At 30.1% G+C, this 24,800-nt stretch carries 23 protein-coding genes and 1 tRNA gene; 16 read left to right on the top strand and 8 right to left on the bottom strand.

What is annotated here, in order from left to right; all coding sequences use genetic code 11:
- Window position 1 precedes the first annotated feature (1 nt).
- The 3 genes from H574_RS0100120 to H574_RS0100110 all read left to right on the top strand — a co-directional run bounded on the left by H574_RS0100120 (window position 2) and on the right by H574_RS0100110 (window position 3,206).
- Complete coding sequence (locus tag H574_RS0100120) at window positions 2-1,333, top strand: DUF58 domain-containing protein (protein ID WP_027878582.1); 1,332 nt, start codon at window positions 2-4, stop codon at window positions 1,331-1,333.
- A gap of 94 nt (window positions 1,334-1,427) precedes the next feature.
- A complete protein-coding gene (locus H574_RS0100115) occupies window positions 1,428-2,672 on the top strand; it encodes an OmpA family protein (RefSeq protein WP_027878581.1) in 1,245 nt (414 codons plus the stop codon).
- Between the two features lie 102 nt (window positions 2,673-2,774).
- Window positions 2,775-3,206, top strand: coding sequence for a DUF2141 domain-containing protein (locus tag H574_RS0100110; RefSeq protein ID WP_027878580.1), 432 nt, complete (start codon window positions 2,775-2,777; stop codon window positions 3,204-3,206).
- 68 nt (window positions 3,207-3,274) lie between these two features.
- Here H574_RS0100110 and H574_RS0100105 read toward each other — a convergent pair.
- A tRNA-Tyr gene (locus H574_RS0100105) sits at window positions 3,275-3,356 on the bottom strand.
- A 152-nt stretch (window positions 3,357-3,508) separates the two neighbouring features.
- Window positions 3,509-5,887, bottom strand: coding sequence for a TonB-dependent receptor (locus H574_RS0100100; protein ID WP_027878579.1), 2,379 nt, complete (start codon window positions 5,885-5,887; stop codon window positions 3,509-3,511).
- A gap of 174 nt (window positions 5,888-6,061) precedes the next feature.
- Between H574_RS0100100 and H574_RS0100095 the strand changes: the two genes are divergently transcribed.
- Window positions 6,062-6,664: a YdeI/OmpD-associated family protein gene (locus H574_RS0100095; RefSeq protein WP_027878578.1), complete on the top strand. Its 603-nt coding sequence runs from the start codon at window positions 6,062-6,064 to the stop codon at window positions 6,662-6,664.
- Between the two features lie 104 nt (window positions 6,665-6,768).
- On the opposite strand, the gene yajC is transcribed toward H574_RS0100095, so the two are convergent.
- From yajC to H574_RS0100075, 4 genes are all read right to left on the bottom strand, one after another.
- On the bottom strand, window positions 6,769-7,062 hold the full coding sequence (gene yajC / locus H574_RS0100090) for a preprotein translocase subunit YajC (protein ID WP_027878577.1): 294 nt from the start codon (window positions 7,060-7,062) through the stop codon (window positions 6,769-6,771).
- Window positions 7,063-7,064: 2 nt separating this feature from the next.
- Window positions 7,065-7,550 carry a DUF1573 domain-containing protein gene (locus H574_RS0100085; protein WP_027878576.1) on the bottom strand — a complete coding sequence of 162 codons (486 nt, stop codon included), beginning with the start codon at window positions 7,548-7,550 and terminating at the stop codon, window positions 7,065-7,067.
- Window positions 7,551-7,634: 84 nt separating this feature from the next.
- Window positions 7,635-8,579 (bottom strand): transcription antitermination factor NusB, encoded by a 945-nt coding sequence (gene nusB / locus H574_RS0100080; RefSeq protein WP_027878575.1) that lies wholly within the window; start codon window positions 8,577-8,579, stop codon window positions 7,635-7,637.
- A 122-nt stretch (window positions 8,580-8,701) separates the two neighbouring features.
- Window positions 8,702-9,805, bottom strand: a complete 1,104-nt coding sequence (locus H574_RS0100075) for a Glu/Leu/Phe/Val family dehydrogenase (RefSeq protein WP_027878574.1) — start codon at window positions 9,803-9,805, stop codon at window positions 8,702-8,704.
- Between the two features lie 149 nt (window positions 9,806-9,954).
- Here H574_RS0100075 and H574_RS0100070 point away from each other — a divergent pair, with 149 nt between their 5' ends.
- Together H574_RS0100070 and H574_RS0100065 are read left to right on the top strand one after the other, a co-directional pair.
- Window positions 9,955-11,697 carry an ABC transporter ATP-binding protein gene (locus H574_RS0100070; protein WP_027878573.1) on the top strand — a complete coding sequence of 581 codons (1,743 nt, stop codon included), beginning with the start codon at window positions 9,955-9,957 and terminating at the stop codon, window positions 11,695-11,697.
- 83 nt (window positions 11,698-11,780) lie between these two features.
- Window positions 11,781-12,152: a PUR family DNA/RNA-binding protein gene (locus tag H574_RS0100065; RefSeq protein ID WP_036226860.1), complete on the top strand. Its 372-nt coding sequence runs from the start codon at window positions 11,781-11,783 to the stop codon at window positions 12,150-12,152.
- An 84-nt stretch (window positions 12,153-12,236) separates the two neighbouring features.
- On the opposite strand, the gene H574_RS0100060 is transcribed toward H574_RS0100065, so the two are convergent.
- Window positions 12,237-12,572, bottom strand: coding sequence for a tRNA-binding protein (locus H574_RS0100060; protein ID WP_027878571.1), 336 nt, complete (start codon window positions 12,570-12,572; stop codon window positions 12,237-12,239).
- A 45-nt stretch (window positions 12,573-12,617) separates the two neighbouring features.
- Between H574_RS0100060 and H574_RS0100055 the strand changes: the two genes are divergently transcribed.
- Window positions 12,618-13,187 (top strand): hypothetical protein, encoded by a 570-nt coding sequence (locus H574_RS0100055; protein WP_027878570.1) that lies wholly within the window; start codon window positions 12,618-12,620, stop codon window positions 13,185-13,187.
- On the top strand, window positions 13,187-13,870 hold the full coding sequence (locus H574_RS14310) for a DUF2490 domain-containing protein (protein ID WP_051169797.1): 684 nt from the start codon (window positions 13,187-13,189) through the stop codon (window positions 13,868-13,870). Before H574_RS0100055 ends, H574_RS14310 begins: the two co-directional genes overlap by 1 nt.
- Window positions 13,871-14,034: 164 nt before the next feature.
- Here the strand turns inward: H574_RS14310 and H574_RS0100045 are convergent, their stop codons facing one another.
- Window positions 14,035-15,102, bottom strand: a complete 1,068-nt coding sequence (locus H574_RS0100045) for a tyrosine-type recombinase/integrase (RefSeq protein WP_027878569.1) — start codon at window positions 15,100-15,102, stop codon at window positions 14,035-14,037.
- 189 nt (window positions 15,103-15,291) lie between these two features.
- Between H574_RS0100045 and H574_RS0100040 the strand changes: the two genes are divergently transcribed.
- From H574_RS0100040 to H574_RS0100005, 8 genes are all read left to right on the top strand, one after another.
- Complete coding sequence (locus H574_RS0100040; RefSeq protein ID WP_036226858.1) at window positions 15,292-15,912, top strand: toxin-antitoxin system YwqK family antitoxin; 621 nt, start codon at window positions 15,292-15,294, stop codon at window positions 15,910-15,912.
- 314 nt (window positions 15,913-16,226) lie between these two features.
- A complete protein-coding gene (locus tag H574_RS0100035; protein WP_027878567.1) occupies window positions 16,227-16,430 on the top strand; it encodes a helix-turn-helix transcriptional regulator in 204 nt (67 codons plus the stop codon).
- Window positions 16,431-16,432: 2 nt separating this feature from the next.
- Complete coding sequence (locus H574_RS0100030; protein ID WP_027878566.1) at window positions 16,433-18,415, top strand: site-specific DNA-methyltransferase; 1,983 nt, start codon at window positions 16,433-16,435, stop codon at window positions 18,413-18,415.
- 2 nt (window positions 18,416-18,417) lie between these two features.
- On the top strand, window positions 18,418-21,291 hold the full coding sequence (locus H574_RS0100025) for a type III restriction-modification system endonuclease (RefSeq protein ID WP_027878565.1): 2,874 nt from the start codon (window positions 18,418-18,420) through the stop codon (window positions 21,289-21,291).
- A gap of 278 nt (window positions 21,292-21,569) precedes the next feature.
- The gene (locus H574_RS0100020; RefSeq protein ID WP_027878564.1) at window positions 21,570-21,911 is read left to right on the top strand and encodes a hypothetical protein; all 342 of its coding nucleotides are present in this window, start codon (window positions 21,570-21,572) and stop codon (window positions 21,909-21,911) included.
- Window positions 21,912-22,076: 165 nt separating this feature from the next.
- Window positions 22,077-22,328, top strand: a complete 252-nt coding sequence (locus H574_RS0100015; protein ID WP_027878563.1) for a hypothetical protein — start codon at window positions 22,077-22,079, stop codon at window positions 22,326-22,328.
- 5 nt (window positions 22,329-22,333) lie between these two features.
- Window positions 22,334-22,891 carry a hypothetical protein gene (locus tag H574_RS14605; protein WP_027878562.1) on the top strand — a complete coding sequence of 186 codons (558 nt, stop codon included), beginning with the start codon at window positions 22,334-22,336 and terminating at the stop codon, window positions 22,889-22,891.
- Between the two features lie 1,010 nt (window positions 22,892-23,901).
- Window positions 23,902-24,420, top strand: coding sequence for a hypothetical protein (locus H574_RS0100005; RefSeq protein ID WP_155912546.1), 519 nt, complete (start codon window positions 23,902-23,904; stop codon window positions 24,418-24,420).
- The last annotated feature ends 380 nt before the right edge of the window (window positions 24,421-24,800 follow it).

Genomic DNA, 24,800 nt, shown 5'->3' with positions numbered 1-24,800 from the left:
AGTGAAACTCATAAAACCATTTTACATACAAAACCGTTTTTTCTATGCATGTATTGCCATTATGATATTGTATGTGGTTAGCTTTTTGTTTCCAAGATTACTCAATATTGTTTCTTTTTTGCTTTTAGGTTTAATCGCATTAACATTATTAGATACTTTGCTATTATTTTCAGCTAAAAAAGGAATTTTAGCCTCAAGAATTTTACCCGAAAAACTTTCAAACGGAGATCAAAATCCAATTCAACTTGAGATTGAAAACTTTTATACATTTCCTATATATACAAATATCATTGACGAAATTCCTGAACAATTTCAAGTAAGAGATTTTAATATTGAAAGAAAGCTAAACGCAACATCTTCATCTAAATTAGAATACCAATTACGTCCAGTAGAACGTGGCGAATATCACTTTGGAAAACTAAATATATACGCGAAATCGGTGTTTGGTTTAGTCGCAAGACGTTTTACTTTTAACGATAATGCAATGGTACCTAACTACCCAAGTTTTATTCAATTAAAAAAATACGACTTGATGGCTTTTAGTAATAATTTGTTGCAATACGGTATCAAAAAAGTGCGTAGACTTGGTCACACAATGGAGTTTGAACAAATTAAAGACTACGTTTTAGGTGACGATTTGCGTACCATTAACTGGAAAGCTACCGCAAAACGAAATGCGTTAATGGTTAATCAATTTCAAGATGAAAAATCGCAACCAGTCTACTCGGTTATAGACAAAGGTCGTGTTATGAAAATGCCTTTTAACCAATTAACCCTTCTAGATTACGCCATAAATGCATCTTTAGTGATTAGCAATGTAGCATTAAAAAAGCAAGACAAAGCAGGTATTTTCACCTTTTCTAAACGTGTTGAAAATCGTGTCGTTGCAGAAAGAAGAACATCTCAAATGAATTTAATTCTTGAAGGCTTATACAATGTTAACACCGATTTTTTTGAAAGTGACTTTGGCAGATTATATGCAGATATAAAAAGAAATATTACACACAGAAGTTTAATATTACTCTATACAAACTTCGAAACATTAGACAGTTTACATAGACAATTACCGTATTTAAAAGGTATTGCAAAAAACCATTTACTAGTCGTTATTTTCTTTGAAAACACTGAGCTAGATAAATTTATCAAAGCACCTGCCGAAACGATACAGCAAACTTATGATAAGGTAATTGCAGAAAAATTTGCTTTTGAAAAACGTCTAATCGTTAACGAACTTAAAAAGTATGGTATTTACTCTATTTTAACCACACCAGAAAACCTTACATTAGATACTATTAATAAGTATTTAGAAATTAAAGCACGTGGTTTATTGTAAGCTAATCGCCAAACTTTACCTGTTATCTATTTATTTTTAATATTCTGTTTTTTTAGTTTATATTGGCTTTGCTATTAATCAATTTACTAAAAACATGAAACACTTAGTTTTATTACTAACTGTAATTCTTTCCCTATCCTTTACATTAACAACTTTTGCTCAAGATAATTATTCTCCTTGGACAGCAAGCTTAAGTACAAACGCAGTAAACAATCCAGTTAGAAAATTACCTGGCGAAGAAGGAAAATTTCAAACATGGAATATGGATCCTGCAGGTTTTAAATTAGCTTTAGCTAGACATTTAAAGAATAAAATATCTTTTGAAGCACTTGTATCACTTAATAGCATAAAACAAGAACATACCAACAGAGACGAAAAATTTCCTTACATCTCTATTGACGGTATGTTTAAATACAAACTAATCAATAATATTACTTTTAATCCATACGTAAGTCTTGGTGGCGGATATACTTGGTTAGACGAAATTGGCGCAGGAACAGTAAATGGAGCTGTAGGTATAGATTTTTGGTTGACATACAATTTTGGCTTTACAGCACAAAGTGCCTACAAGCATTCTTTTGAAGATTATGGTTTAAGTCATTATCAACATTCTGCAGGAATAATTTTCAAATTTGGAGGTGCAGACAATGATAATGATGGTATTTTTAATCAAGAGGACGAATGTCCTGACACATTTGGATTAGCAAAATTTAATGGATGTCCCGACACCGATAAAGATGGAATACCTGATAAAGAAGACAACTGTCCAGAAACACCAGGAACCAATAACGGTTGTCCTGACCAAGATAACGATGGTGTTGCAGACCTTTATGATAGGTGTCCTACAATAGCAGGAGATATTAGCAACAAAGGTTGTCCATTACCAGATTATGATAAAGATGGTGTACCAGATAAATATGATAAATGTCCTAAATTACAAGGAACAGAAAACGGTTGTCCTAAAAAAGAGATAAAAAATGCTTACAGTAAAGAAGAACTTAAAAACCTAAAACCTATTGTAATTTATTTTGAATTAAGTAAAGCAGAAATTAGACCTTCAGAAATTAAAAAACTTGAGAATATTGCTCAACTTATATCAAAAGGAAAATTTAAAAAATATTTAATTTCTGGACATACAGATAATACGGCAACAGAAGAAACCAATCTTAAACTATCTTTTGAAAGAGCTAATACAGTAAAAAATTACTTATTAAATAAAGGTATTAACACAGAAAGTTTAATAGTTAAAGGTTTTGGAGAACAATATCCTGTAGACACAAGTAATACAGAAGAAGGTAGAGTAAAAAACAGACGTGTAGAGGTAATTCCTGTAGAATAAACAATTCATCATAAAAAATCTACAGTTCGGTGACTTAGTTTGTGAAAGCCTCATGTTTTGTTAGACATTTGAACTATCAAAAAACAACAAAACCGATTAATTATGAAAACTATTTACACACTTTTAATAGCTTTAATATTTACTTTAAATGTAAATGCTCAAACAGAAACAAAAGTAACTTCTAATGGTCAAAATATTACTGTTACCATACAAAACATTAAAAATGATAAAGGTAGTGTTATTTTGGGTCTACATACCGAAGACACTTTTATGAAAGGTCCTGGTATAAAAAACTTAAAGTCTAAAATAGAAAACGGACAAATAACCGTTACTTTTAAAAATGTTGAAGTTGGCACATACGCCATTATGGTTATGCATGACGAAAATGATAATAATCGTATGGATTTTGAAAATGGTATGCCTTTAGAAAGTTATGGTATGTCAAATAACCCAATGTCTTATGGTCCGCCTCAATACCAAGATGCAAAATTTGAAGTAAACGATAAAGATTTAAGCTTTAATATTAGATTTTAATCAATAAACCAACCAATTCAATCAATCAAAAAACTAAAAAAGCGCTCTAAATAGAGCGCTTTTTTTTGTGGGGAGAGCAGGATTCGAACCTGCGAAGACATAGTCAGCAGATTTACAGTCTGCCCTCGTTGGCCGCTTGAGTATCTCCCCAAAACCGTCGGCAAATATATTTAAGTTATTATTCTAAACAAAGTAAAATTTTAACCTTTTTACAAATTATTTTAGAATAAATTGATTTTTAACATTTTAAGAAAAAAAAACTTTTAAAGAATATATATTTAAATAATGACGATTTATTAATGTTAAAACGAATAAGTTAATACACCTGCAAAATTTCTTGGGTCGGTTTGGTTTATATAACTTGTTCTGTAGGCGTTGTAACCTATTTCGTTAAACAAGTTATTTATTAGTACTCTAAAGTTCAAATTTTGATTGAATTTATAAGCTACTTGAGCGTTAACTTGAGTGTATGCATCTACATTAAATGGTTCTTGATTTGGTACAATACCTTCGTGTGTTACAGCACCAGCACTCCAATCGTTAATTGGTCTTTCACCAGTATAGTAAACACCTGCTCCAATTGATAAACCTTCTAGTTGCTGTTTAAAGCTATAATTAGCATAAGCATTAAAAGTATGTTTTGGTGTATTTAAAGGTGCAGATCCATATACATAAGCTGTGTGCTCTTTATATTGTGCATCTATATATGAGTAACCAGTTATCACTTCTAAATTATCTAAAATACGTCCACTTAATTCAACCTCAATACCTTGTCTTTGATCGTTTCCTCCTTTTTGGTAATAACCAGTTTGTTCCCAGTTTTCATCGTATACTGGTAAATTAATATCCTTGTTATTTATTTTAAAATAAGTAAAATTAAAACGCAATCTACTATTTAACCAATTGGTTTTTATACCTGTTTCAAATTGATCAAAACGTTCGTTTCCTAATTCATCTCCATTTACATCTAAACGTGTTCCTGTTCTTGGGTACGAGCTATTTGTATATGATACAAAAACGTTAATATTTTTTAAAGGAGATATAATTATTCCTCCTAATGGATTAAATGCATCACTTTCGGTAGTTTCATCTTCTGTAATAGTTCTTGTTTTACTATAGCGTAAACCTATAAACGTTTTTAAATATTTATTAAATGTAATTACATCTTGTGCTACAAAACCTAATGCTTTAGTTTTTGCTGCTAATCTTGTTTTTGCTGCAAAATTTACATCGTCTGGTAAAATATTTGTGTTATTAGTAAATACATTAATAGTATCTACAGTTGCAGCACGTTGTGACGTTGTATTATAGTTACTAGTGCGGTAATCGAAACCTACTTGCAATGTGTGAGAAATTTTTCCTGTTTTAATATCATCTCCAACCAAATCAAATTGTATAACACTATTACTGTCTTCTCTAGTAGTTATAGAGTAGCCTCTTTTTCTTTGGTTATATATTGGTTCTCCTAACTCATCTCTTACAACACCTCCTAAACTAGCACTTTTACCATCTAACTCTAAATCTGATTTATATAAAGCACCTTTTAGGCTTAATTTATTGGTTAATTCTCTATCTACCCTTATAGCATAAGTTGTATTTGTAGTTAAAGATTTATCCTCTTTAAATCCTAAAAATTTATCATAAGGTAAATCGTAAATAGCGTTTACGTCATTTTCTCCAAGGTTTACAGTACCTAGATCTGTAGTACGGCTATCTTCAAAATAATCTAATTCAAAAGTAAATGTAGTTTTCTCATCTGCTTTCCATTCAAAAGATGGGTTGATATAAAAACGGTCAGAATCAATTCCACTTCTATAACTATCTGCACGTTCTAAAGCACCGTTAATTCTAAAGGCTGTATTTTGGGATTTAGTTAATGGACCATACACATCAAACGTTGTTCTAGCTTGCCCGTAACTACCACCGCGTAAAGACACATTACCACCAAAAACATACTTAGGTGTTTTTGTAACTAAATTGATAACTCCTCCAGGACTACCTAAATCTGTTGCTACACCTTGTGTTATAGAAGCAGCGCCTTTAAGTACTTGTATGTTGTCCACTCCTTGCATATCTGTTAATATACCTTGACCCCTAAAATCTGAATGTACACGAACACCATTTTTTAATATAGGAATACCTCTAAAACCACGTGATGATATGCTTTCTCTTCTATTACCGTAAGTCGCAAAAGTGTACACACCAGGTACGTTTTTTGTAGCGTCTGATATGGTTAAATTACCTTGTTGCATTATTAACTTATCAGAAATAATAGAAATACTCTGTATTTGCTCATAAGGAGCTAATGGTAATCTAGTTAATGCTTCAATTTTATCCGGATGTTTAAAACGACTTCCAAAAACTTCAACTTCTTCTAGGTCTGTATCTCCTTTTAGTTGAAAATTAACTGTTAAAGTTTGATTTGCTTCTAAGTTTACTGTCTTTGTTTGTGATAAAAAACCAACATAAGACACTTTGATATTGTACGTTCCCTTTGGTAAATTTTCTAATGAATAATAACCTTCTTGATTTGCAGATGTTCCTTTAGATGTACCTTCTATAATAACATTTGCAAAAGGGATTATCTCATTAGTTTGACTAATAACTTGACCTTCAATTTTTGATTGTGCAATAGCAAATTGCGTAAACAAAATTAATAATAGAGTAATATTTTTTAACATAATTTATTTAGATTGATTTTAAATAATGCCGCAAATATAGTTTTAGAGAAGAACAAAAAAAAGTTTATTTAGACTAAATATAAATAATATTTATAATGATTTAAAAGTCAACAATCTAATTTATGTTAAAGTTTAGGCTATAATTTATGTAACTTAGTCCTAAATAATAATAAAATGAAAAAGGTAAGTTCAGTTGATGAGTATATTGAGAATCATCCAAAATTTTCTAATCAATTAATTGCTTTAAGACAGCTTTTAATTTCAACAGAATTAGAAGAACAAATAAAATGGAATGCACCAACCTACTCTATAAATGGGAAGAATATAGTTGGATTGGGTGCTTTTAAAAATCATTACTGTTTATGGTTTTTTAATGGTGTGTTTTTAAAGGATGAAGCTAATGTGTTAGTTAATGCTCAAGAAGGAAAAACTAAAGCATTGAGACAAATGCGGTTTGAAGCGGATGATACAGTAAACTCTAATTTAGTTTTATCTTATGTAAAAGAGGCTATACAAAATCAAAAATTAGGTAAAGAGATTAAAGCTACAAGAACTAAAAAAGCAGATATTACGATTCCTACAGAATTAGAATTTGCTTTTAAAGAAGATAATAATCTTAAAGATGCTTTTGAAAAACTAAGTCCTTCTAAACAAAAGGAGTATTGTAATTATATAAGTGAAGCTAAACGAGAATCAACAAAAGTGAGTCGGTTAGAAAAAATAACGCCTATGATTATGGAGTTAAAGGGCTTACATGATAAATATAAAAATTGTTAATTTACATCGTGCTTTAGTTATGTGGTATCTAATAATCTTTTGAAATGATATATAATAAAAAAAGGCAACCAACTTGGTTGCCTTTTTTAAATATGTCGTAATAATTACTTTTTTTCTACTGATGGATTGTTTAATGTTTTACTCATTTCCATAGAAATTGCAGAACGATCAAACTTTAATTTACCAGACATAGTTTCTATAATACAGCTGTTATCTTTTTCATTAAGATCTACAACTTTACCATGTAAACCACTTTTTGTAATTACTTTATCACCGCGTTTTAATTCTGCAGCAAACTTTTTTTCTTGTTTAGCACGTTTCATTTGTGGTGCTATCATAAAAAAGTATACTACAGCAAACATTAAAATTATTGGTAAAAAACTTCCTATTTCTCCCATAATTATTGTGCCATAGGTAAGTTAGCTTTTTGAGCAGCATTTGGATCTGGCTTCACAAAAGCAGAGATTTTTACAGTTTCTCTTCCTGTTTTAGTGTTTGCAGTAACTGTTACTACTTTAGTTACTTTGTTTGTTCCTTTACCGTTAAATTTAACTGTAAACTTTCCTGATTCGCCTGGTGCTAATGGCTCTCTTGACCAATCTTTAGGAATAGTACATCCACAAGAACTTTTTACATCTGTAATTACTAATGGTGCTTCTCCTACGTTTTTGTAAGTAAACACAGTTTCTACAGGTGTACCAGAAGCTATTTCGCCAAAGTCATGCTCTGTTTTATCAAATTCCATTACAGGAAAAACGTTTGCTTTTGCATCTCTTTCTGCTGCAGCTGCAACATTTTCTGCATCAATTTTTTTTGTTGCATCTTCCTTACATGATGTAAATCCTACTAAGCAAATTGCACTTAATAAAACTAGTACTTTTTTCATAATATTAATATTTAATAGTTATTTATTGCCAAATTGGCTAAAAGGTTAAAAATTTAGATTGGTAAAAGTAAGAATATTTTTTTACTACATCAATCCTCTACCTACTTTATTTAGTTTTCCTTCGTTTTGGTATTCTTTTAATAGTTTATCTAAAATACCATTTATAAATATGCTACTTTTTGGTGTAGAATATTCTTTAGATATTTCTAAGTACTCATTAATTGTTACTTTGGTTGGTATTGAAGAAAAGTGCAATAACTCGCATATTGCCATTTTTAGTAATATCATATCTAGTGATGCAATACGATCTCTGTCCCAATTACTTGTTTTTCCAGAAATTTCTTCGCCTAACTTACTTTGATTTAGTAACGTCTTTTTAAATAGTTTTATAGCGTATTCTTTGTCTTCTATATCTTTGTATAGCTTTGGTGTTAAAGTTACAGGATCACTAGTTTCTTTAAGTTTTCTTAATAATTTAAGGATAAATGTATTTACTGTTGGTAAGTCATCTAACCATGTTAGATTTTTATCTTCTAGATAATCATAAAGTTTATCGTTTGGTGCTATAATTTCTTTAAAGATATCTATTATAAAGTTTTTATCTTCTTTAAATGTAGAGGTCTTTGTTGACATGTAATCTTTGTACAGGTCACTGTTTTTAATTTCTTTGTAAAGTAAATCTACGTACTCGTTATCTAATTGCCAATTTGTTATTTTTCTGTCTTCTAATTGAACTTTTAGTCTTTCGTTATTAACGATTAATTGTAGTAATTGGTTGTTTATAAACTTTTTATTTGGATTTTTATCTTCTTCTGTGGCTAGATGTTTTTTTTGTGCGGTTTCTAGATGAGTTGTCGCTTTTTTATTGATTTCTATTAATAAAGACATTAATAGTAAATACAGGTTATACATATTGTCTATACTGTACAATAAAAACTTTTGATCTTTTGTAAAATCATCACTTTCTGTACCATCAAATGCAAATAGGGTTTGCATTACTTTTACACGAATATGTCTTCTTGTTAACATCATTACAAAGAACTTTTTGGGTTGTGCACTATTTAGTTTAAAATGCTTTTCTTATTAAATTAAAAAAGGCGAAAGAAATAGTTTCTTTCGCCTTGCAAAAATAATATAATTTATAGGATAACCTATTGTTGATTTTCTTTTTTTCTTGCTTCTATTCTACTTTGTGCAATATTTAAAGCAGCTTGATGTGTCGTGATATTATTAACATCTGCATTGTTTAAAATCTCAATAGTTGTATTGTATATGTTTTCTGTTTTGCGCATAATTTCTGTTTTGTCATAATTTTCTAATTCTGCGTAAACATTAATTATTCCTCCAGCGTTAATTAAAAAGTCTGGTGCGTAAACAATACCTTTTTCTTGTAGTAGACGACCGTGTTTAATCTCGTCTGCTAATTGGTTGTTTGCTGCTCCTGCTACAACTTTTGCTTTTAATGTTTGGATAGTAGCATCGTTAATTGTTGCTCCTAATGCACATGGTGCGTAAATATCTACTTCTTCTGCATAAATATTTTCACCTTTATAAATTGTTGCACCGTACTTTTTACTAATAGCTTCAAGACGCTCTTGGTTAATATCGTCTATAATTACTTTTGCTCCTTCTTGTACTAAGTGTTCTACTAAAGTTTCGCCAACATGACCAATACCTTGTACTATTACTTTTTTACCTTCTAATACATCCGTGCCAAATTTAAATTTAGCTGCAGCTTTCATCCCCATAAACACACCGTATGCGGTAATTGGTGATGGGTTACCTGCGCCTCCTTTTTCTTCAGAAATACCTGTTACGTATGGTGTTACTTCTCTTACTAAATCCATATCTGATGTTTCCATACCAACATCTTCTGCTGTAATATATTTTCCGCTTAGGCTATGTACAAACTCTCCAAAACGCTTCATTAATTCTGGTGTTTTTTGCGTTTTTGCATCACCAATAATTACTGCTTTTCCTCCACCTAAGTTTAATCCTGTAATTGCAGATTTAAAAGTCATACCGCGTGATAAACGTAGTACGTCATTAAGTGCTTCCCACTCGTTAGCATACTGCCACATTCTGGTTCCTCCTAATGCAGGTCCTAATACTGTATTATGTATCCCGATTATTGCTTTTAATCCCGTATCTTTGTCGTTGCAAAAAACAACTTGTTCGTGATTGTCAAAAGATAATTGCCCAAAAACAGGATCTGCTTTTTGTAATTGATTTGTATTGATTAATTCTGAAATCATTTTTTATTGATATTAATTTTAAACCTAGTCAAAATATAGATTTTATAAAATGACGGTGCAAAATTAGACTATAATTAATATATGAACAATTTTTTTAGTGTTAAAATACGAATTTGACAATATCATTTATTTCAATTATTAATTTCTTAATGAAAGAACTACAACATCTTAATAAATATTTTTACAAGTACAGAAGCCGTATTATTATTGGTATTTTTATAACTATAGCTTCTAAAGTCTTTTCGGTTTTTGTCCCAAAATACATTGGATCTATAATCGATGTGGTTAACCAACAGCTTCAAAATGAAAATATAAATGAAGCACTATTTAAAAGTACACTTCTTAAATACATTTTAATTATTGTTGGTGCTGCTGCATTTTCGGGTATTATGACCTTTTTAATGCGTCAAACTTTAATTAACGTTTCTAGATTTATAGAAGCCGATTTAAAAAATGAAGTCTACCAACAGTATCAAAGACTATCGCTTAATTTTTACAAGAAAAATAGAACTGGAGATTTAATGAATCGTATTAGTGAAGATGTTGGTAAAGTACGTATGTATGTTGGTCCTGCCTTAATGTACAGTATTAACACCTTAACGCTTTTTGTGGTCGTTATTATTTTTATGTACCGACAATCGCCAACATTAACAATGTACACCTTAATACCATTACCAATTTTATCGGTTATTATCTATAAAATAAGTTCTGAAATACATAAAAGAAGTACCGTTGTACAACAGTTTTTATCAAAACTATCAACGTTTTCTCAAGAAACATTTAGCGGAATTTCAGTAATTAAAGCCTACGGAATAGAGCCACAAACCTATACCAATTTTGAAAATTTAGCCGAAACTAGTAAACAAAAACAACTAAGTTTGGTACGCATTCAAGCGTTTTTCTTCCCGATGATGATTTTATTAATCGGGTTAAGTAACATCGTAGTAATTTACTTTGGAGGTAAACAATATATGGCTGGAGAGATTACTTTAGGAACCATTTCTGAATTTATTATGTACGTCAATATGCTAACTTGGCCAGTTGCTACTGTTGGTTGGGTAACCTCTATTGTACAAGAAGCAGAAGCCTCTCAAAAAAGAATAAACGAATTTTTAAAGACCGAACCTGAAATTAAAAACAACAACCCAAAACCTTCTACTATAAAAGGTGATATCGAGTTTAAAAATGTTTCTTTTACCTATGATGACACTAATATACAAGCCTTAAAAAAAGTAAGTTTTAAAGTGAATTCTGGCGAAACACTAGCTATAATTGGTAAAACAGGATCTGGTAAATCTACCGTTTTAGATCTGGTTGGTAGATTGTATGATGTTGAAAAAGGAGAAATTAGTATTGACCAAAACCCAATAGAACAACTTAACTTAAACAGTTTAAGAAACGCAATTGGTTACGTGCCACAAGACGCCTTTTTATTTAGTGACACTATAAATAACAACATAAAATTTGGTAAAGAAAATGCAACTGATGAAGAGGTTATTGAAGCTGCAAAACAAGCACAAGTCCATAAAAATATTATCAAGTTTAATAAACAATATGATACTGTTTTAGGTGAACGTGGTATTACATTATCTGGCGGACAAAAACAACGTGTGTCTATTGCCAGAGCATTAATAAAGCAGCCTCAAATAATGTTATTTGATGACTGTTTATCTGCTGTAGATACAGAAACAGAAGAAAAAATATTAAATAATCTTAAAAAAATAACCGAAGGAAAAACATCTATAATTGTAAGTCACCGTATATCTGCAGCCAAAAATGCACATAAAATTATAGTATTAGACAACGGTAAAATTGTACAATCTGGCACACACGATCAGCTTATAAACATAGATGGTTACTACAAAGAGCTATACTTAAAGACAACCAAATAAAAAGATTTGCATGAAATTGTTGTGACATTCAACTTTTTTTTTGATTTTTGATTTAGAAATTTTTAACAAACACAACTCATATTATGAATAACGAAATGATGGAGAAAGAGGAAATTTTTTCTAAAGTACTTAGAGCAGGAAGACGTACTTATTTTTTTGATGTAAGAGCTACTAAAGCAGACGATTATTATTTAACCATTACAGAAAGTAAAAAGTTTACTAACGACGATGGATCATTTCATTACAAAAAACATAAAATCTACTTATACAAAGAAGATTTTAGCGAGTTTAACACCATCTTAAAAGAAATGACCGATTATATCGTGAATGAAAAAGGTGAAGAAGTAATTAGCGAGCGTCATCAAAAAGACTTTAAAAAAGAATACAATACAGAACAAGTTACCTCTGAAAGTGCAGAAAGCAGATTTACAGATGTAGACTTTGACGATATATAAGATAACTTAACTACTCTAACTTAAAAGGCGCTTTTTTAATTTAAAAAGCGCTTTTTTTATTCTTAGTTTTTAAAAAATTCTTTATCAATTTACACTAGTCCCATTTGGTACTTTTTGTTCTGGATTAAGTAAAAACACATCTTTTTCTTTTACTGCACCAACAACTAAACACTCGCTCATAAAATTAGCAATCTGTTTTTTAGGAAAATTTACAACAGCTACAATCTGTTTATTAAGTAAATCTTCTTTATTATAAATAGTGGTTATTTGAGCAGATGTTTTTTTAATACCTAAACCTCCAAAATCAATTTTTAACTGAAATGCAGGGTTACGTGCTTCAGGAAAATCTTTAACCTCTATGATGGTTCCTATTCTTAAATCTACTTTTGTAAAATCTTCAAATTGAATAGTATTACTCATAAATATTTATTTCAATGTTTATCTTTGCAAGATAATTGTTTACTCATGAAAAAATTAATTTTTCTACCTCTAATTTTCTTAACAGTGCTTCAACTTTCAGCTCAAAATAAATATGAGCAAGAGTCTAAAATTTCGTTTACAAACGTACCTGAAAAAGCCAGGTTATTTGTATCAAAAATCATTCAATCTAAAAAAGTAAAATGGTATAAAGAGCAAAGTAATAACGGGATTAGCTTTGAAGCAAAATCTAAATTTAAAGGCGAAAAATACAGTATCGAATTTGATACTAACGGAACAATTGAAGATATTGAAATTGAAAAAAAATGGAATGATCTACCAAAAACCATTCAACAAAACATTATAAACTCTTTACAAAACACTTTTATAAAGCATAAGATTAGAAAGATACAAATTCAGTTTTCTGCTGAAGAAAAAGACCTAATCAACTATTTTAAGGATGATGTTAAAAATAATATTACGGTTAAATATGAAATAGTTGTAAAAGGAAAATCTGATTCTGGAAAACATCTTTTTGAGCTTTTATTTAACCACAAAGGACAATTAGAAGCTACGTCTAAAATTGTGTTTAGAAACACTGATAATATCGAGTTTTAATGAAAAAACGTTACGCTTTTTTAGTTATATGTCTACTTGCTATTTCGGTTAGTTTTGGTCAAAACAGATACCAAGTTGGCACATTACCTACATTAAACATTAGTAAATCTTTAAACAATAATTGGCAGTTAAATTTTAAATCAGAATTTAGACAGTTATTTAAAGAAGGCATTACCAACAGCACCCAAAATTCTGGTTACGATTACGTACATACAGATGCAGCTTTTGTAGTCTCTAAAAAAGTGGGATTAAACAATAAATTGGCTGGTGGATTTTTACTTAGATTTACCAATAAAGAGATTATTAAACGTAGTATACAACAATTTACTATTATAAATACTCTAAGCAATTACCGTTTAGGACATAGATTTGCATCCGATCAAACTTTTGAAAGTGATCAAGATATGCAATTAAGACTTAGATATCGTTTAACTTTTGACTTGCCTTTAAACGGTCAAACTGTAGATGCGCAAGAATGGTATTTTAAAATAAGTAATGAATACTTAAATATTTTTGAAAGTAAGGATTACGATTTAGAATTAAGATTATCGCCTACCTTTGGCTATGTTTTTACAGATAATAATAAACTAGAACTTGGTTTAGAATATCGCTTTAACGATTTTGTTAATAATAATACCAGAAACAGATATTGGTTAACTATTGGTTGGTATTTAAGTTTATAATCGTTATTCTGTACATTACAAATGTATTAGTAGTCAAAGGATCTTTAATTAAGATTATTATAATATTGATTTTTCAGCCATGCATCACTTCAACTACGCTTAGTGAACAATCTGAATAAGGACAATACATGTTTTTTAGATTTCTCTTTTCGCAGAAATTTTATTTACAAATAATCTAAAGGACTTTTAATTTTATGCTTAGAAAGATTAGTTACATTGGTGTAAACCTGAGTAGTTTTAATGCTATAATGTCCCAATAATTCTTGAATAAACCTAATATCTGCGCCACTTTCTAAAAGATGTGTAGCGTAGCTGTGTCTTAAACCATGTATACCAATACGTTTGTTAATTCTGGCTTTTTTCATTGCGGTTTTAAAAATACTTTGCACGCTTCTGGTCGAATATTTTCCGCCGTATTGACCGTTAAATAAATAATATTCTGGTTTGTATTTTTGGTAGTAATCACGCATTTCTTGCAAAATACTTTCGGGTAAATTTACTACGCGGTCTTTTTTTCCTTTTGCTCCTTCTACTCTAACCATCATATTTTCGCTATCAATATCGGTTATTTTAAGATTAGTCACTTCGCTTAGGCGTAAACCCATACCATAAACCAGTTTTAAAATAAGCAGATGTTTTTCATTTTTAACCTGTTTAAGTAGGCGTTTTATTTCGTTTTTAGATAAATGTTTAGGTAATGTGATTGGCTTTTTGGGTCTAGGTATATCAAAAAACATTTTTGGTTTATGTAATACTTGCTCGTAATAAAATTTAATAGCATTAATCTTTCCATTAAGTTTTCGTTCTTTCATTTTATCATGCTCTAAACAAAATAAAAAGTAGGATTTTAGTTTTTCTGGAGTAAGCATATTTACATCATAATTTTTTATCAACTTAAGTAAATGTGCAAACTCATAAAGATAGGTCTTTATAGTGTTTGGGCTGTATGCTTTAAGTTTAAGTAACTGATGAAAATTTATAAAAGCTTCTTGATTATTTGGATGAATTTTTTGCAGATAACCAACAGATTTGTCTTTACTTGGTAGTTGTAACGCTTCTCTAAGCGAAGTACCATCTATCATGTACCAGCATTTTTGAGTCTTACTCCATTTTGCAGAAGGAAAACGTTTTTTGAGTTGATTTATGAGTGTTGAGGAGTATGGAAACTTAATCCAAATAACATCTTTGTCATTGTGTTTACCAAATTGAAACGAATAATTACTTAAAATCAAAACCTGCGTAATTTGTATATCTATTTACCAAAAATAAAAAATAATTTTAATTAGATATACCAATTGCGCAATTAATTTAAAATCTCTTAACACACTGTAAACAATGAGCTTTTAAATATTTATGCTTATAGATTGAATATTTATTTTATATTTAGTATTATTGCGTATATATAAGTGTTGTGCATAATTATGAAAATCGTGCTAAAATCAATCTTTCTGCTATTTATAAGCCTTTCGTGTTTTAGTCAAAACAGCGGAAATGAAAACCTGAATTTAGTTTTTTATAGCGAATGTTCTGGAAAATTCATTACACCTGAATTTGATTTAGACATTGTTCCAGAATCGGAAAATGTAAAAATATTAACTTATTACATTGAGCGTGGAGAATGGATTTCTCAAAACACAATTACTATTGATTTAAGAAAAAATGACACGATTAAAATTCCCAAAATACTGTTTGGAGGAGGAAATGAATTACATAGTCAACGTTGGACTTATTTAAATTGTAATAAAATTTGCAAAGGAAAAGAAACCGACTATTACTCTAACGGAAATAAAAGACTTGAAGGAATTTTTGAGAACGGAAAACCATTTGAAATCAAGTTTTTTAGAGAGAACGGAACTTTGGAATCTCAAGAAATTTATAAACTTGGAACTTTAAATAAAACGAGAATTAATTATTTCGACAAAAAAGGAATTTTAACAGAATATGAAATTCACAAAAACCGAAAGAAAAAAACAATAATTCAGACATTTGACAAAAATCACAAACTGATAAAGAAAGAAGTTCGACATTATTATATTGAATAAAATAACTATGCACAACAATGTATAACCGCAATTACGGCGGATTCGACTGCGTCCGAATCCACTCGGAATTGCTAACGCCAGTTCTTAACCGAAAATCATTAACTTTAATCCCGTAACTGACGGTTATACGAGACCGTTGTACACAAGCTCTGAAAAGCCAACCGCACAGTCAAGCACATTTCATTTTGCTCGTGCCTCACAAAATAAAAAGAGCTTGACTTTTTCCACAGCTACTCATGATAATACAATGAATATTTTCATTATTATTCAATGAAGTTTTACTAAATTACACTCGAATAAAAAAAAGGTTTAAAATGAACCGAATAAAGGAAATTCTGAAAGACAAAGGAATTAGTCAAACTTGGCTTGCTGAAAAAATGGATAAAAGTTATCCTACAATTAATGAGTACGCAAGAAATAAAAGACAACCAAGTGTAGAAGACCTATATAAAATAGCTGAAATACTTGAAGTAAGCGTAAAAGACTTACTACAAGAAAACGATATTAAAAGAGATTAAACATGAGCATTGAACAAAACGTAACCAATGACATAAAAGCACGCAATGAAAATATTAATGTGCTCAAAAAACATTTTAGCCAATGTTTTGATAAAAACGGAAACATAAACATTGAAAAGTTCAAACAAGAACTTTCTGCCAATGAAATAGACATTTCTAAAGAAAGTTATGGTTTAGATTGGCTTGGTAAATCTTATGCTCGTGTTTTAGCAAGTGATGAAACAACAACTTTATTAAAAGAAGACGAAGAATTTAATCAAAAAGAGGAAAACAAAAACTCTCAAAATTTGCTTATAAAGGGCGACAATTTAGAAGTTTTAAAACATCTTTCTAATGCTTATTATGAGCAAATAAAAATGATATACATTGACCCACCTTATAACACAGGAAATGATGGTTTTGCTTATCAAGATGATAGAAAATTCACAGTAGATGAATTGAAAAAATTAGCTGGAATTGATGAAGAAAAAGCAAAACGTATTCTTGATTTTACTCAAAGCAATAGCAATTCACATTCTGCTTGGTTAACGTTTATGTATCCAAGATTATATATAGCTAAAGAATTACTGAAAGAAGAAGGAGCAATTTTCATTTCTATTGATGACAATGAAGCCTCACAACTTAAAGTAATTCTTGATGAAGAAATTTTCGGAGAAGAAAATTTCATAGCTAAAGTACCAGCAATTATGAATCTTAAAGGCAATCAAGACAATTTTGGTTTTGCAGATTGTCATGAATATTTTTTGGTTTACGCAAAAAACAAAGATAAATGTGAATTGTTTGAATTTGACATTGACGAAGAAGAGATTTTTAATGATTGGAACGAAGATGAACATGGACTATGGAAAAAAGCTGACGGTTTAAGAAGAACTGGAGATGATGCTTCAAGAATTAACCGCCCAAAAGGATGGTTTCCTGTTTTCATTACACCAGAAGATAAGATTTATGTTACTGATGACGATAAACCATTATCAAAAAAAGACACTATTCTTTATCCAATTAATGACGATGAAGAGGAGTTATCTTGGTCTTGGGGAAAACCCAAAATTAAAAATGAAACATACAATTTGATTGTTACTGATGCAAGAAGTGGTGGAAAATCTATTTATAAAAAACAACGTCCAAAACTTGGTGATTTGCCCACTAAAAAACCCAAATCTTTCTTCTATAAATCGGATTACAGCACGAGTACTGCAACAACTCAACTAAAAAATTTGTTTGGCAAGAAGGTTTTTAAAGGCCCTAAACCTGTGCCATTCATAATGGACTTAATAACAATTGGAATGAGTAAAGATGATACTGTTTTAGACTTTTTTGGTGGTTCAGGTACAACAGGCGAAGCAATTATGCGCTTAAACTTGAGTGATGAAGGTGACAGAAAATATATTATGGTGCAGTTACCTGAATTATTAGATTCAAAGAAAAATAAAATAGCATACGATTATGTTAAGAATGAACTTAAAATAAATAAACCAACAGTTTTTGATATAACTAAACAACGATTAATACTTTCTTCTAAACAGATTAAAGAAGATAATCCAAATTTGGAAAATCAAGATTTATCATTTAAAATTTTTGAAACTATACCAATTTGGGATGATTATGGTTTTGAATCCAAAGAACTAACTACTCAAACAAAATTATTTGACGAAAGCAAGTTAACAAAGGAGGATTTAAAAGCATTACTCGTTACATGGAAGACTAATGATGGTTCAGAATTAACAGAATCAATCGAAGAGTATGATTTAGATGGATATTCGAGTTATTATACAAATGGTAAACTCTATCTTATGAATAAAGGGTTTACCACAAAAAACTTGACATTTTTACTGGAAAAGATTGATTCAGATAAAGATTTCAATCCAACCTCAATTATAGCATTTGGGTATCATTTTGAAAGTAAAAATCTACGTGAAATTTCGGAAAACATAAAATCATATGCTAATAAAAAAAGCATTGATATTGACTTTATTACAAGATATTAGGTATGAAGGGATTTAACTTTGAAAAAAACCTGAATCATCAAACACAAGCGGTAAATAGCACTATTGCTGTGTTTGAACATCTTCAAACAAATAAACCTGAAGGCATTAACAAAAACTTCATTAATCCAATTTTGGAACATGGTAATGGGTTTCAATACATTGAAAATATAATTAAAATTCAAGGTCAAAACAGTATTGGAGAAATTCGTAATGGTCAAAGTAACATCATTGACATAATGATGGAAACTGGTACAGGAAAAACCTATACTTATACCAAAACAATTTTTGAACTCAACAAAAATTTTGGGATTTACAAATTTATCGTTGTTGTACCAACATTATCAATTAAAGCTGGAACAATAGACTTTTTAAAATCGGAAAGTTCAAGAGAACATTTTAAAGAGCAATATGGCAAAACCATAAACCTTCATATTGTTGAGAGCAAAAAAGGAAACAAAAATAAAAAATCATATATGCCACCTGCTGTAAACAGTTTTGTAACATCAGGTGATTTTGCAAAAAAATCTATTCAAGTTATGATTATCAATGCTGGTATGATTAACTCTGAAACAATGCAAAAAACTTTTGACAAAGGTCTTTTTGATAAATACAACACACCTTTTGACGGAATAGCTTCTGTTAATCCATTCTTAATTATTGACGAACCTCATAAGTTTTCTCAAGCCAATAAAACTTGGGAACATATTCAAAAAATGAATCCTCAATTTATTTTGAGATATGGTGCAACGTTTCAAGAATATGAAAACTTGGTTTACACGCTTTCTGCTGTAGATTCTTTTAATAAAAACTTGGTAAAAGGGGTTATTGGTCACATAACTGAATTTGAAAATGGTAAAAATGCTATAGTCAAACTTGTGAGTACAGATGGTACAGAGGCTAATTTCGAATTGACTCAAAATTCTAAAAAAACAACAACTAAACTTACTAAAAAGGAAAGTTTACAGCAAGTGCATCCTGAAATGACTGATTTAGTTATTGAAAACTTGAACAAGTCCAAAGTGGTTTTGTCAAATGGTTTAGAAATGAAACGAGGCGATAAAATAAATCCTTATTCATATGCTCAAACTTTGCAGGAAATAATGATTCAAAAAGCCATAAAGCATCATTTTGAAATAGAAAAATCTCTATTAACAAAAGACGTAAAAATTAAACCTTTAACGCTTTTCTTTATTGATAATATTGAAGAATATAGAGATTCTGAAGGATACATAAAAGCTGTTCTTGAAAAATTAGTTAAAGCAGAAGTAGAAAATCTACTCAAAACTGAAAAGAATTTATTCTACAAAGCATATTTAGAAAAAACACTTGCAGATTTATCAAAAACACATGCTGGTTATTTCTCAAAAGATAACACAGAAAAAGACGAAGCGATTGAACAAGAAGTAATTGAAATTCTTCATGATAAACAAGCAATGCTTGCTTTAGAAAATCCAAGACGTTTTATTTTTTCAAAATGGACTTTAAGAGAAGGTTGGGATAATCCTAACGTTTTTCAAATATGCAAATTAAGAAGTAGTGGTAGTGAAATATCTAAACTACAAGAAGTTGGTCGTGGATTAAGATTACCTGTTAACGAATATGGTAACAGAGTTAAAGATGAACAGTTTTACCTCAATTACTTTGTTGACTTTACCGAAGAAGACTTTGTTGATAGTTTAGTTAATGAAATTAATGAAAAATCTGGAGCAATATCTATTGAAAAAGAACCTGAAAAACTTTCTGATGAAATAATCGATGAAATTTGTGAGATTTACGAAACCAACGAAGATGATTTACTCGAAATTCTTGATGATAACAATGTTATAAATCGAACTAATAAATTTAAAGAAGGTGGTTGGAAATATATCAAGAAAAATTATCCATTAATTTTTAAAGGAGTTGGTTCTAATAAAGTTCGAAAGTCAACAGAAACTAAAAAGCAAGTTTCAGTTAGAACAGAAAAGTATAAAGAGTTAAAGGAACTTTGGGAAAAACTAAATGAAAAAGTGATTTTGGAATATAAGTTTAAAGATGAAAGTTCATTTGAAACTATTCTAACTGACTTTTTTAAATCTCAAAAAAAATCATTCTCAATTGAGGGAATTAAAGAAAGAAAGTCGAAAATAGAAATTAAAGATAAAAAAGCAATTACTTCAGATGAAATTTCAGTGTTAGATAATGATGTCACACCTATTTCAACAATGAAATACAGCGATTTTCTTCTTGACCTTTCAAAAGCTTTAAATATTAACTTAAAAACGATTCATGCTTCTTTAAAAGCCTCAAAAATTGAAATTAATCAATACTTAAACACTTCAACGATTCGAATAGTCAAACAAAATTTTGACAACTATTTAATGTTTAACGCAATTGACAAATTTAGTATTGAATATAAAAAGGTTTCAAATAGTATTCATCCAACCAAATTAACGAATAATTCAGGTAAAGTATTAAATGAAATTACAGCTTCTGATGTTGGTGTAATGTATGACGATAAAGATGTGGCAGAAAGTTACTTTTTTGATGAACTATATTACGATTCTGAATTAGAGAAAGACAATATTGAAACCGAAATTAAAGAAGTCGTTGTATTCACAAAAATTCCAAAAAATTCAATTAAAATTCCTGTAGCAGGAGGAAAAAGTTATTCACCTGACTTTGCTTATGTTTTGAATTTTGAGGATGGAAAAAAGAAACTTCATTTTATAGTTGAAACAAAAAACGTAAAAGGAGAAGAAACATTAAGAGAGGAAGAAAAACAAAAAATAAAACATGCGGAACAATTTTTTAATGGAACTGTGAAAATTGATTTTAAAACTCAATTCAGTAATAATAAAATTTTAGATTTGATTAAAGAAATAACTGTTGCGGAATAAAAAAGCCAACGCTTTAAGCCATACACATTTGCAATTCGCTAAAGCCAACACACAAGCCAAAATTGCAAAAGAGTATGTCTTTGCCAACGCTGAATGACAATCTGAACGAAAAAAGCCAGTGTACAACAACGTATATAAAAAATAGCGGTTTAATCGCTTAATCGAAAGAAAATGAATAAATTAAAGGTCTGTTACAAACCGTAAAGTTAGTGCATAAAATCCGCTACTTTTCATATACAAGACCGTTGGCTACAATATGAGAATAAAACGTAATCGAAATGAAAGACATATTGCATAAAATTTTTCTAATACTAATCGGAATTGTTTTAATCGGAAAAATATCGAATTGGTTACTAGATTATAGTGACGAAACAAATCAGATTCTGAATGCTGGAATGTTTACTCTAATCGGAATTGCATACTTGGTTGGAGGTTTTGTTTGGGATAAAAAACTGAATAACATAATTTTTCTAGTTTGCGGAATTTATTTAATTGCAATGAATTTTATTGGTGATTTTGGACCGAAATCAATAATCGGAATTGTTTGTATTTTGACACCAATGTTGATTGCTCGATTCTCACCTGAAGATACTGATGAAAAAGAATTGTCTGAAAATTAAAAATACTATAGCCAACATAGTATAAATTCAATTGCGGCTGAATTTCCTACGGAAATTCATTGCAATTTTCTATCTTTCAGTCTCAATCGGAAAATCGTACCGATTTTCCGCAACTGAAATTTATACACAAACGTTACAAATAATACAAACGAAAATAGATAACAAATGAAAAAAACGAATTTAATTTTAATTACAATACTAATAAGCCTTTTTGTTACCAGCTGTGAAAAAGACCCTTGCGATGATGGATATACTCAACTAGATAATGGAGTATGTGTGCCTGACTATGTTGTTGGAATAGAGAAAAACACAAATCTAGGTAATGTTTTCTACCACTCCGAATATGGTGCAATTACATTCAAAAATGGAAATTGGTATGATAATCAAAATTTAATTATTGAAAATATAAAAGACTAGATGTTATGAAGAATATTTTGATAATTTTCATCGTCTTTTCTTGTTCATTAGCAAATGCGCAATTTAATAAGGGAACTGTTTTTTTAAAAGACTCAACTGAACTAAATGGCTTAATAAGAATTAAAACATTTGGTGGAATTAAATTTAAAACCACAAAAGATTCTAAATCTACCTTTTATGATTATAAAACAATTACCGGATTCGACACAGAAGATGGAAAATATAGATATATAAAATATCAAGATGGATTTCCCCCAAGACTGTTAAAGGAAAATATAAAAGGGAAAATTTCACTATACAGTAATGAAGTTTATAATCCAGGACATACTATGCCTAACGGATTTGCTGGCGGAGGAATGGGAATGACTTTCGGAGGAGGTTCAGCAACAATTTATTTCATTCTAGTAGAAGGTAAACTTCAAAGAGTTGGAACTAGACTGAAAAAGAAACATTTGAAAATTTTAGAAAACTGTAAAAGCTTAACTGAGAAAATTAAAAAGAAGGATTTTAAAAAAAGAGATGTTTATGAAATCATAAATTATTATAATAATAGTTGTGATTGATAAGGTACTATTTGTAACAATGGCTATAAGTAATTGCTTGTCCTCGCCTACTTCTGAAAATCCTTGCGGATTTTCAGTTTGGTATGTACTTGCAAAGTTAAGTACTAACCCACGCAACTACTCATAGCCGAGACCGTTGGTTGCAATAGCGGAATTAAAAACTAAACGTAAAAATCGTGCGAATTCCGAACTTTGAAAACAGCAGAACTTTGCGTAAAAAAGTTTTACGGAAACTGAATTTAAAACTCGAGACCGAAAAGTAACGCTGAATTGAAAATGTAAAACGGAACTGTGCGCTGAAACCAACTCGTGCGGAATTAAAAAACGTGAATTGATCACTTCTACTCTATCGAATTCCAAAATTGCGGAATCAAAACGTGGAATTGAATAGCTGAACGCAAAAAAAACGCTGAGTGAATCTCAAAAAACTGAAATATAACTGCAACCAACAATGTATAAATTCAATTGCGGCTGAATTTCCTACGGAAATTCATTGCAATTTTCTATCTTTCAGCTTCAACGGAAAATCGTGCCGATTTTCCGCAACTGAAATTTATACGCTAACGTTGGTTGCAATAGCGAAATTAAAAACTAAACGTAAAAATCGTGCGAATTCCGAACTTTGAAAACAGCAGAACTTTGCGTAAAAAAGTTTTACGGAAACTGAATTTAAAACTCGAGACCGAAAAGTAACGCTGAATTGAAAATGTAAAACGGAACTGTGCGCTGAAACCAACTCGTGCGGAATTTAAAAAACGTGAATTGATCACTGCTACTCTATCGAATTCCAAAATTGCGGAATCATAACGTGGAATTGAATAGCAAAACGCAAAACAAAACGCTGAGTGAATCTCAAAAAACTGAATTATAACTGCAACCAACAATGTATAAATTCAATTGCGGCTGAATTTCCTACGGAAATTCATTGCAATTTTCTATCTTTCAGTCTCAATCGGAAAATCGTACCGATTTTCCGCAACTGAAATTTATACGCTAACGTTAGCAAACATATGAGAAAAACGATATTCATAATAGCAAATTTGGTTTTCATTTTCACAATGAGTTGTAAAGCTCAAAACACAACAAATGAAACTAAATTAAAACGAGACGATTTAAAAAAGAGTAAACTGGCAGTTGACACAGTTGCTGAATCCGAAAAAAAATCTGCATATGATTTTGCATATCAAACCTTTATGAATTGCGACACTTATGAATTCCCAAAGTTGACGTCTGAAAATGCTACGGAGAGATTAGTAAAATTGTGGAAAACTGAAAAACCGAAAGTGGTTGAGACTTGTGACAATTATAATTCTACTTACGGAAAACTGACAAAACTCAATTTGTCGGAAATTCTCTCTGACAAAACTGGCTATAAATATTTTAGATATAAGGCAACTTTTTCAGAAACCGAAAATATAGCTGAAATCCGAGTATATACGAATTCTGACAATAAATTTGACGGAATAATAATTAAACCTAAATGGAATAATGAATATTCTGAATGGAATGAAAAGACTAAATCTGAATAAAAAAATACGTTTGCTAACAACGTGTATAGCTCATTGCGGCTGAATTCCTAATCGGAATTCATTGCAATTTGCTATCTTTCGGTTACGGCGGAAAATCATAGCTGATTTCCCGCAACGAGCCATACACAAACACGTTGGTTGCAATAACCGAATTAAAAACTAAGCGTAAAAATCGTGCGAATTCCGAACTTTGAAAAAAGCGGAACTGTGCGCAAAAAGCTTTACGGAAACTGAATTTAATACTCAAAACCGAAACGTAACGCTGAATTGAAATTGTAAAACGGAACTGTACGCAGAAATTCACTCGAACGGAATTATAAAAACGTGAATTGATCACTCCTACTCGATTGAATTCCTAAAATAATGGAATCAAAACGTTG

Source organism: Mesoflavibacter zeaxanthinifaciens DSM 18436, assembly GCF_000422365.1.
Lineage (GTDB): Bacteria > Bacteroidota > Bacteroidia > Flavobacteriales > Flavobacteriaceae > Mesoflavibacter > Mesoflavibacter zeaxanthinifaciens.
The sequence above is the reverse complement of the archived record's forward strand: the minus strand, read 5'-3'. Positions and strand labels throughout refer to the sequence as shown.

Excerpts from the sequence above, each read along its gene's own strand:
- H574_RS0100115 (WP_027878581.1), top strand. The coding sequence starts at position 1,428 with ATGAAACACTTAGTTTTATTACTAACTGTAATTCTTTCCCTATCCTTT.
- H574_RS0100110 (WP_027878580.1), top strand. The coding sequence starts at position 2,775 with ATGAAAACTATTTACACACTTTTAATAGCTTTAATATTTACTTTAAAT.
- H574_RS0100100 (WP_027878579.1), bottom strand. The coding sequence starts at position 5,887 with ATGTTAAAAAATATTACTCTATTATTAATTTTGTTTACGCAATTTGCT.
- H574_RS0100095 (WP_027878578.1), top strand. The coding sequence starts at position 6,062 with ATGAAAAAGGTAAGTTCAGTTGATGAGTATATTGAGAATCATCCAAAA.
- yajC (WP_027878577.1), bottom strand. The coding sequence starts at position 7,062 with ATGGGAGAAATAGGAAGTTTTTTACCAATAATTTTAATGTTTGCTGTA.
- H574_RS0100085 (WP_027878576.1), bottom strand. The coding sequence starts at position 7,550 with ATGAAAAAAGTACTAGTTTTATTAAGTGCAATTTGCTTAGTAGGATTT.
- nusB (WP_027878575.1), bottom strand. The coding sequence starts at position 8,579 with ATGTTAACAAGAAGACATATTCGTGTAAAAGTAATGCAAACCCTATTT.
- H574_RS0100075 (WP_027878574.1), bottom strand. The coding sequence starts at position 9,805 with ATGATTTCAGAATTAATCAATACAAATCAATTACAAAAAGCAGATCCT.
- H574_RS0100070 (WP_027878573.1), top strand. The coding sequence starts at position 9,955 with ATGAAAGAACTACAACATCTTAATAAATATTTTTACAAGTACAGAAGC.
- H574_RS0100065 (WP_036226860.1), top strand. The coding sequence starts at position 11,781 with ATGAATAACGAAATGATGGAGAAAGAGGAAATTTTTTCTAAAGTACTT.
- H574_RS0100060 (WP_027878571.1), bottom strand. The coding sequence starts at position 12,572 with ATGAGTAATACTATTCAATTTGAAGATTTTACAAAAGTAGATTTAAGA.
- H574_RS0100055 (WP_027878570.1), top strand. The coding sequence starts at position 12,618 with ATGAAAAAATTAATTTTTCTACCTCTAATTTTCTTAACAGTGCTTCAA.
- H574_RS14310 (WP_051169797.1), top strand. The coding sequence starts at position 13,187 with ATGAAAAAACGTTACGCTTTTTTAGTTATATGTCTACTTGCTATTTCG.
- H574_RS0100040 (WP_036226858.1), top strand. The coding sequence starts at position 15,292 with ATGAAAATCGTGCTAAAATCAATCTTTCTGCTATTTATAAGCCTTTCG.
- H574_RS0100035 (WP_027878567.1), top strand. The coding sequence starts at position 16,227 with ATGAACCGAATAAAGGAAATTCTGAAAGACAAAGGAATTAGTCAAACT.
- H574_RS0100030 (WP_027878566.1), top strand. The coding sequence starts at position 16,433 with ATGAGCATTGAACAAAACGTAACCAATGACATAAAAGCACGCAATGAA.
- H574_RS0100025 (WP_027878565.1), top strand. The coding sequence starts at position 18,418 with ATGAAGGGATTTAACTTTGAAAAAAACCTGAATCATCAAACACAAGCG.
- H574_RS0100020 (WP_027878564.1), top strand. The coding sequence starts at position 21,570 with ATGAAAGACATATTGCATAAAATTTTTCTAATACTAATCGGAATTGTT.
- H574_RS0100015 (WP_027878563.1), top strand. The coding sequence starts at position 22,077 with ATGAAAAAAACGAATTTAATTTTAATTACAATACTAATAAGCCTTTTT.
- H574_RS14605 (WP_027878562.1), top strand. The coding sequence starts at position 22,334 with ATGAAGAATATTTTGATAATTTTCATCGTCTTTTCTTGTTCATTAGCA.
- H574_RS0100005 (WP_155912546.1), top strand. The coding sequence starts at position 23,902 with ATGAGAAAAACGATATTCATAATAGCAAATTTGGTTTTCATTTTCACA.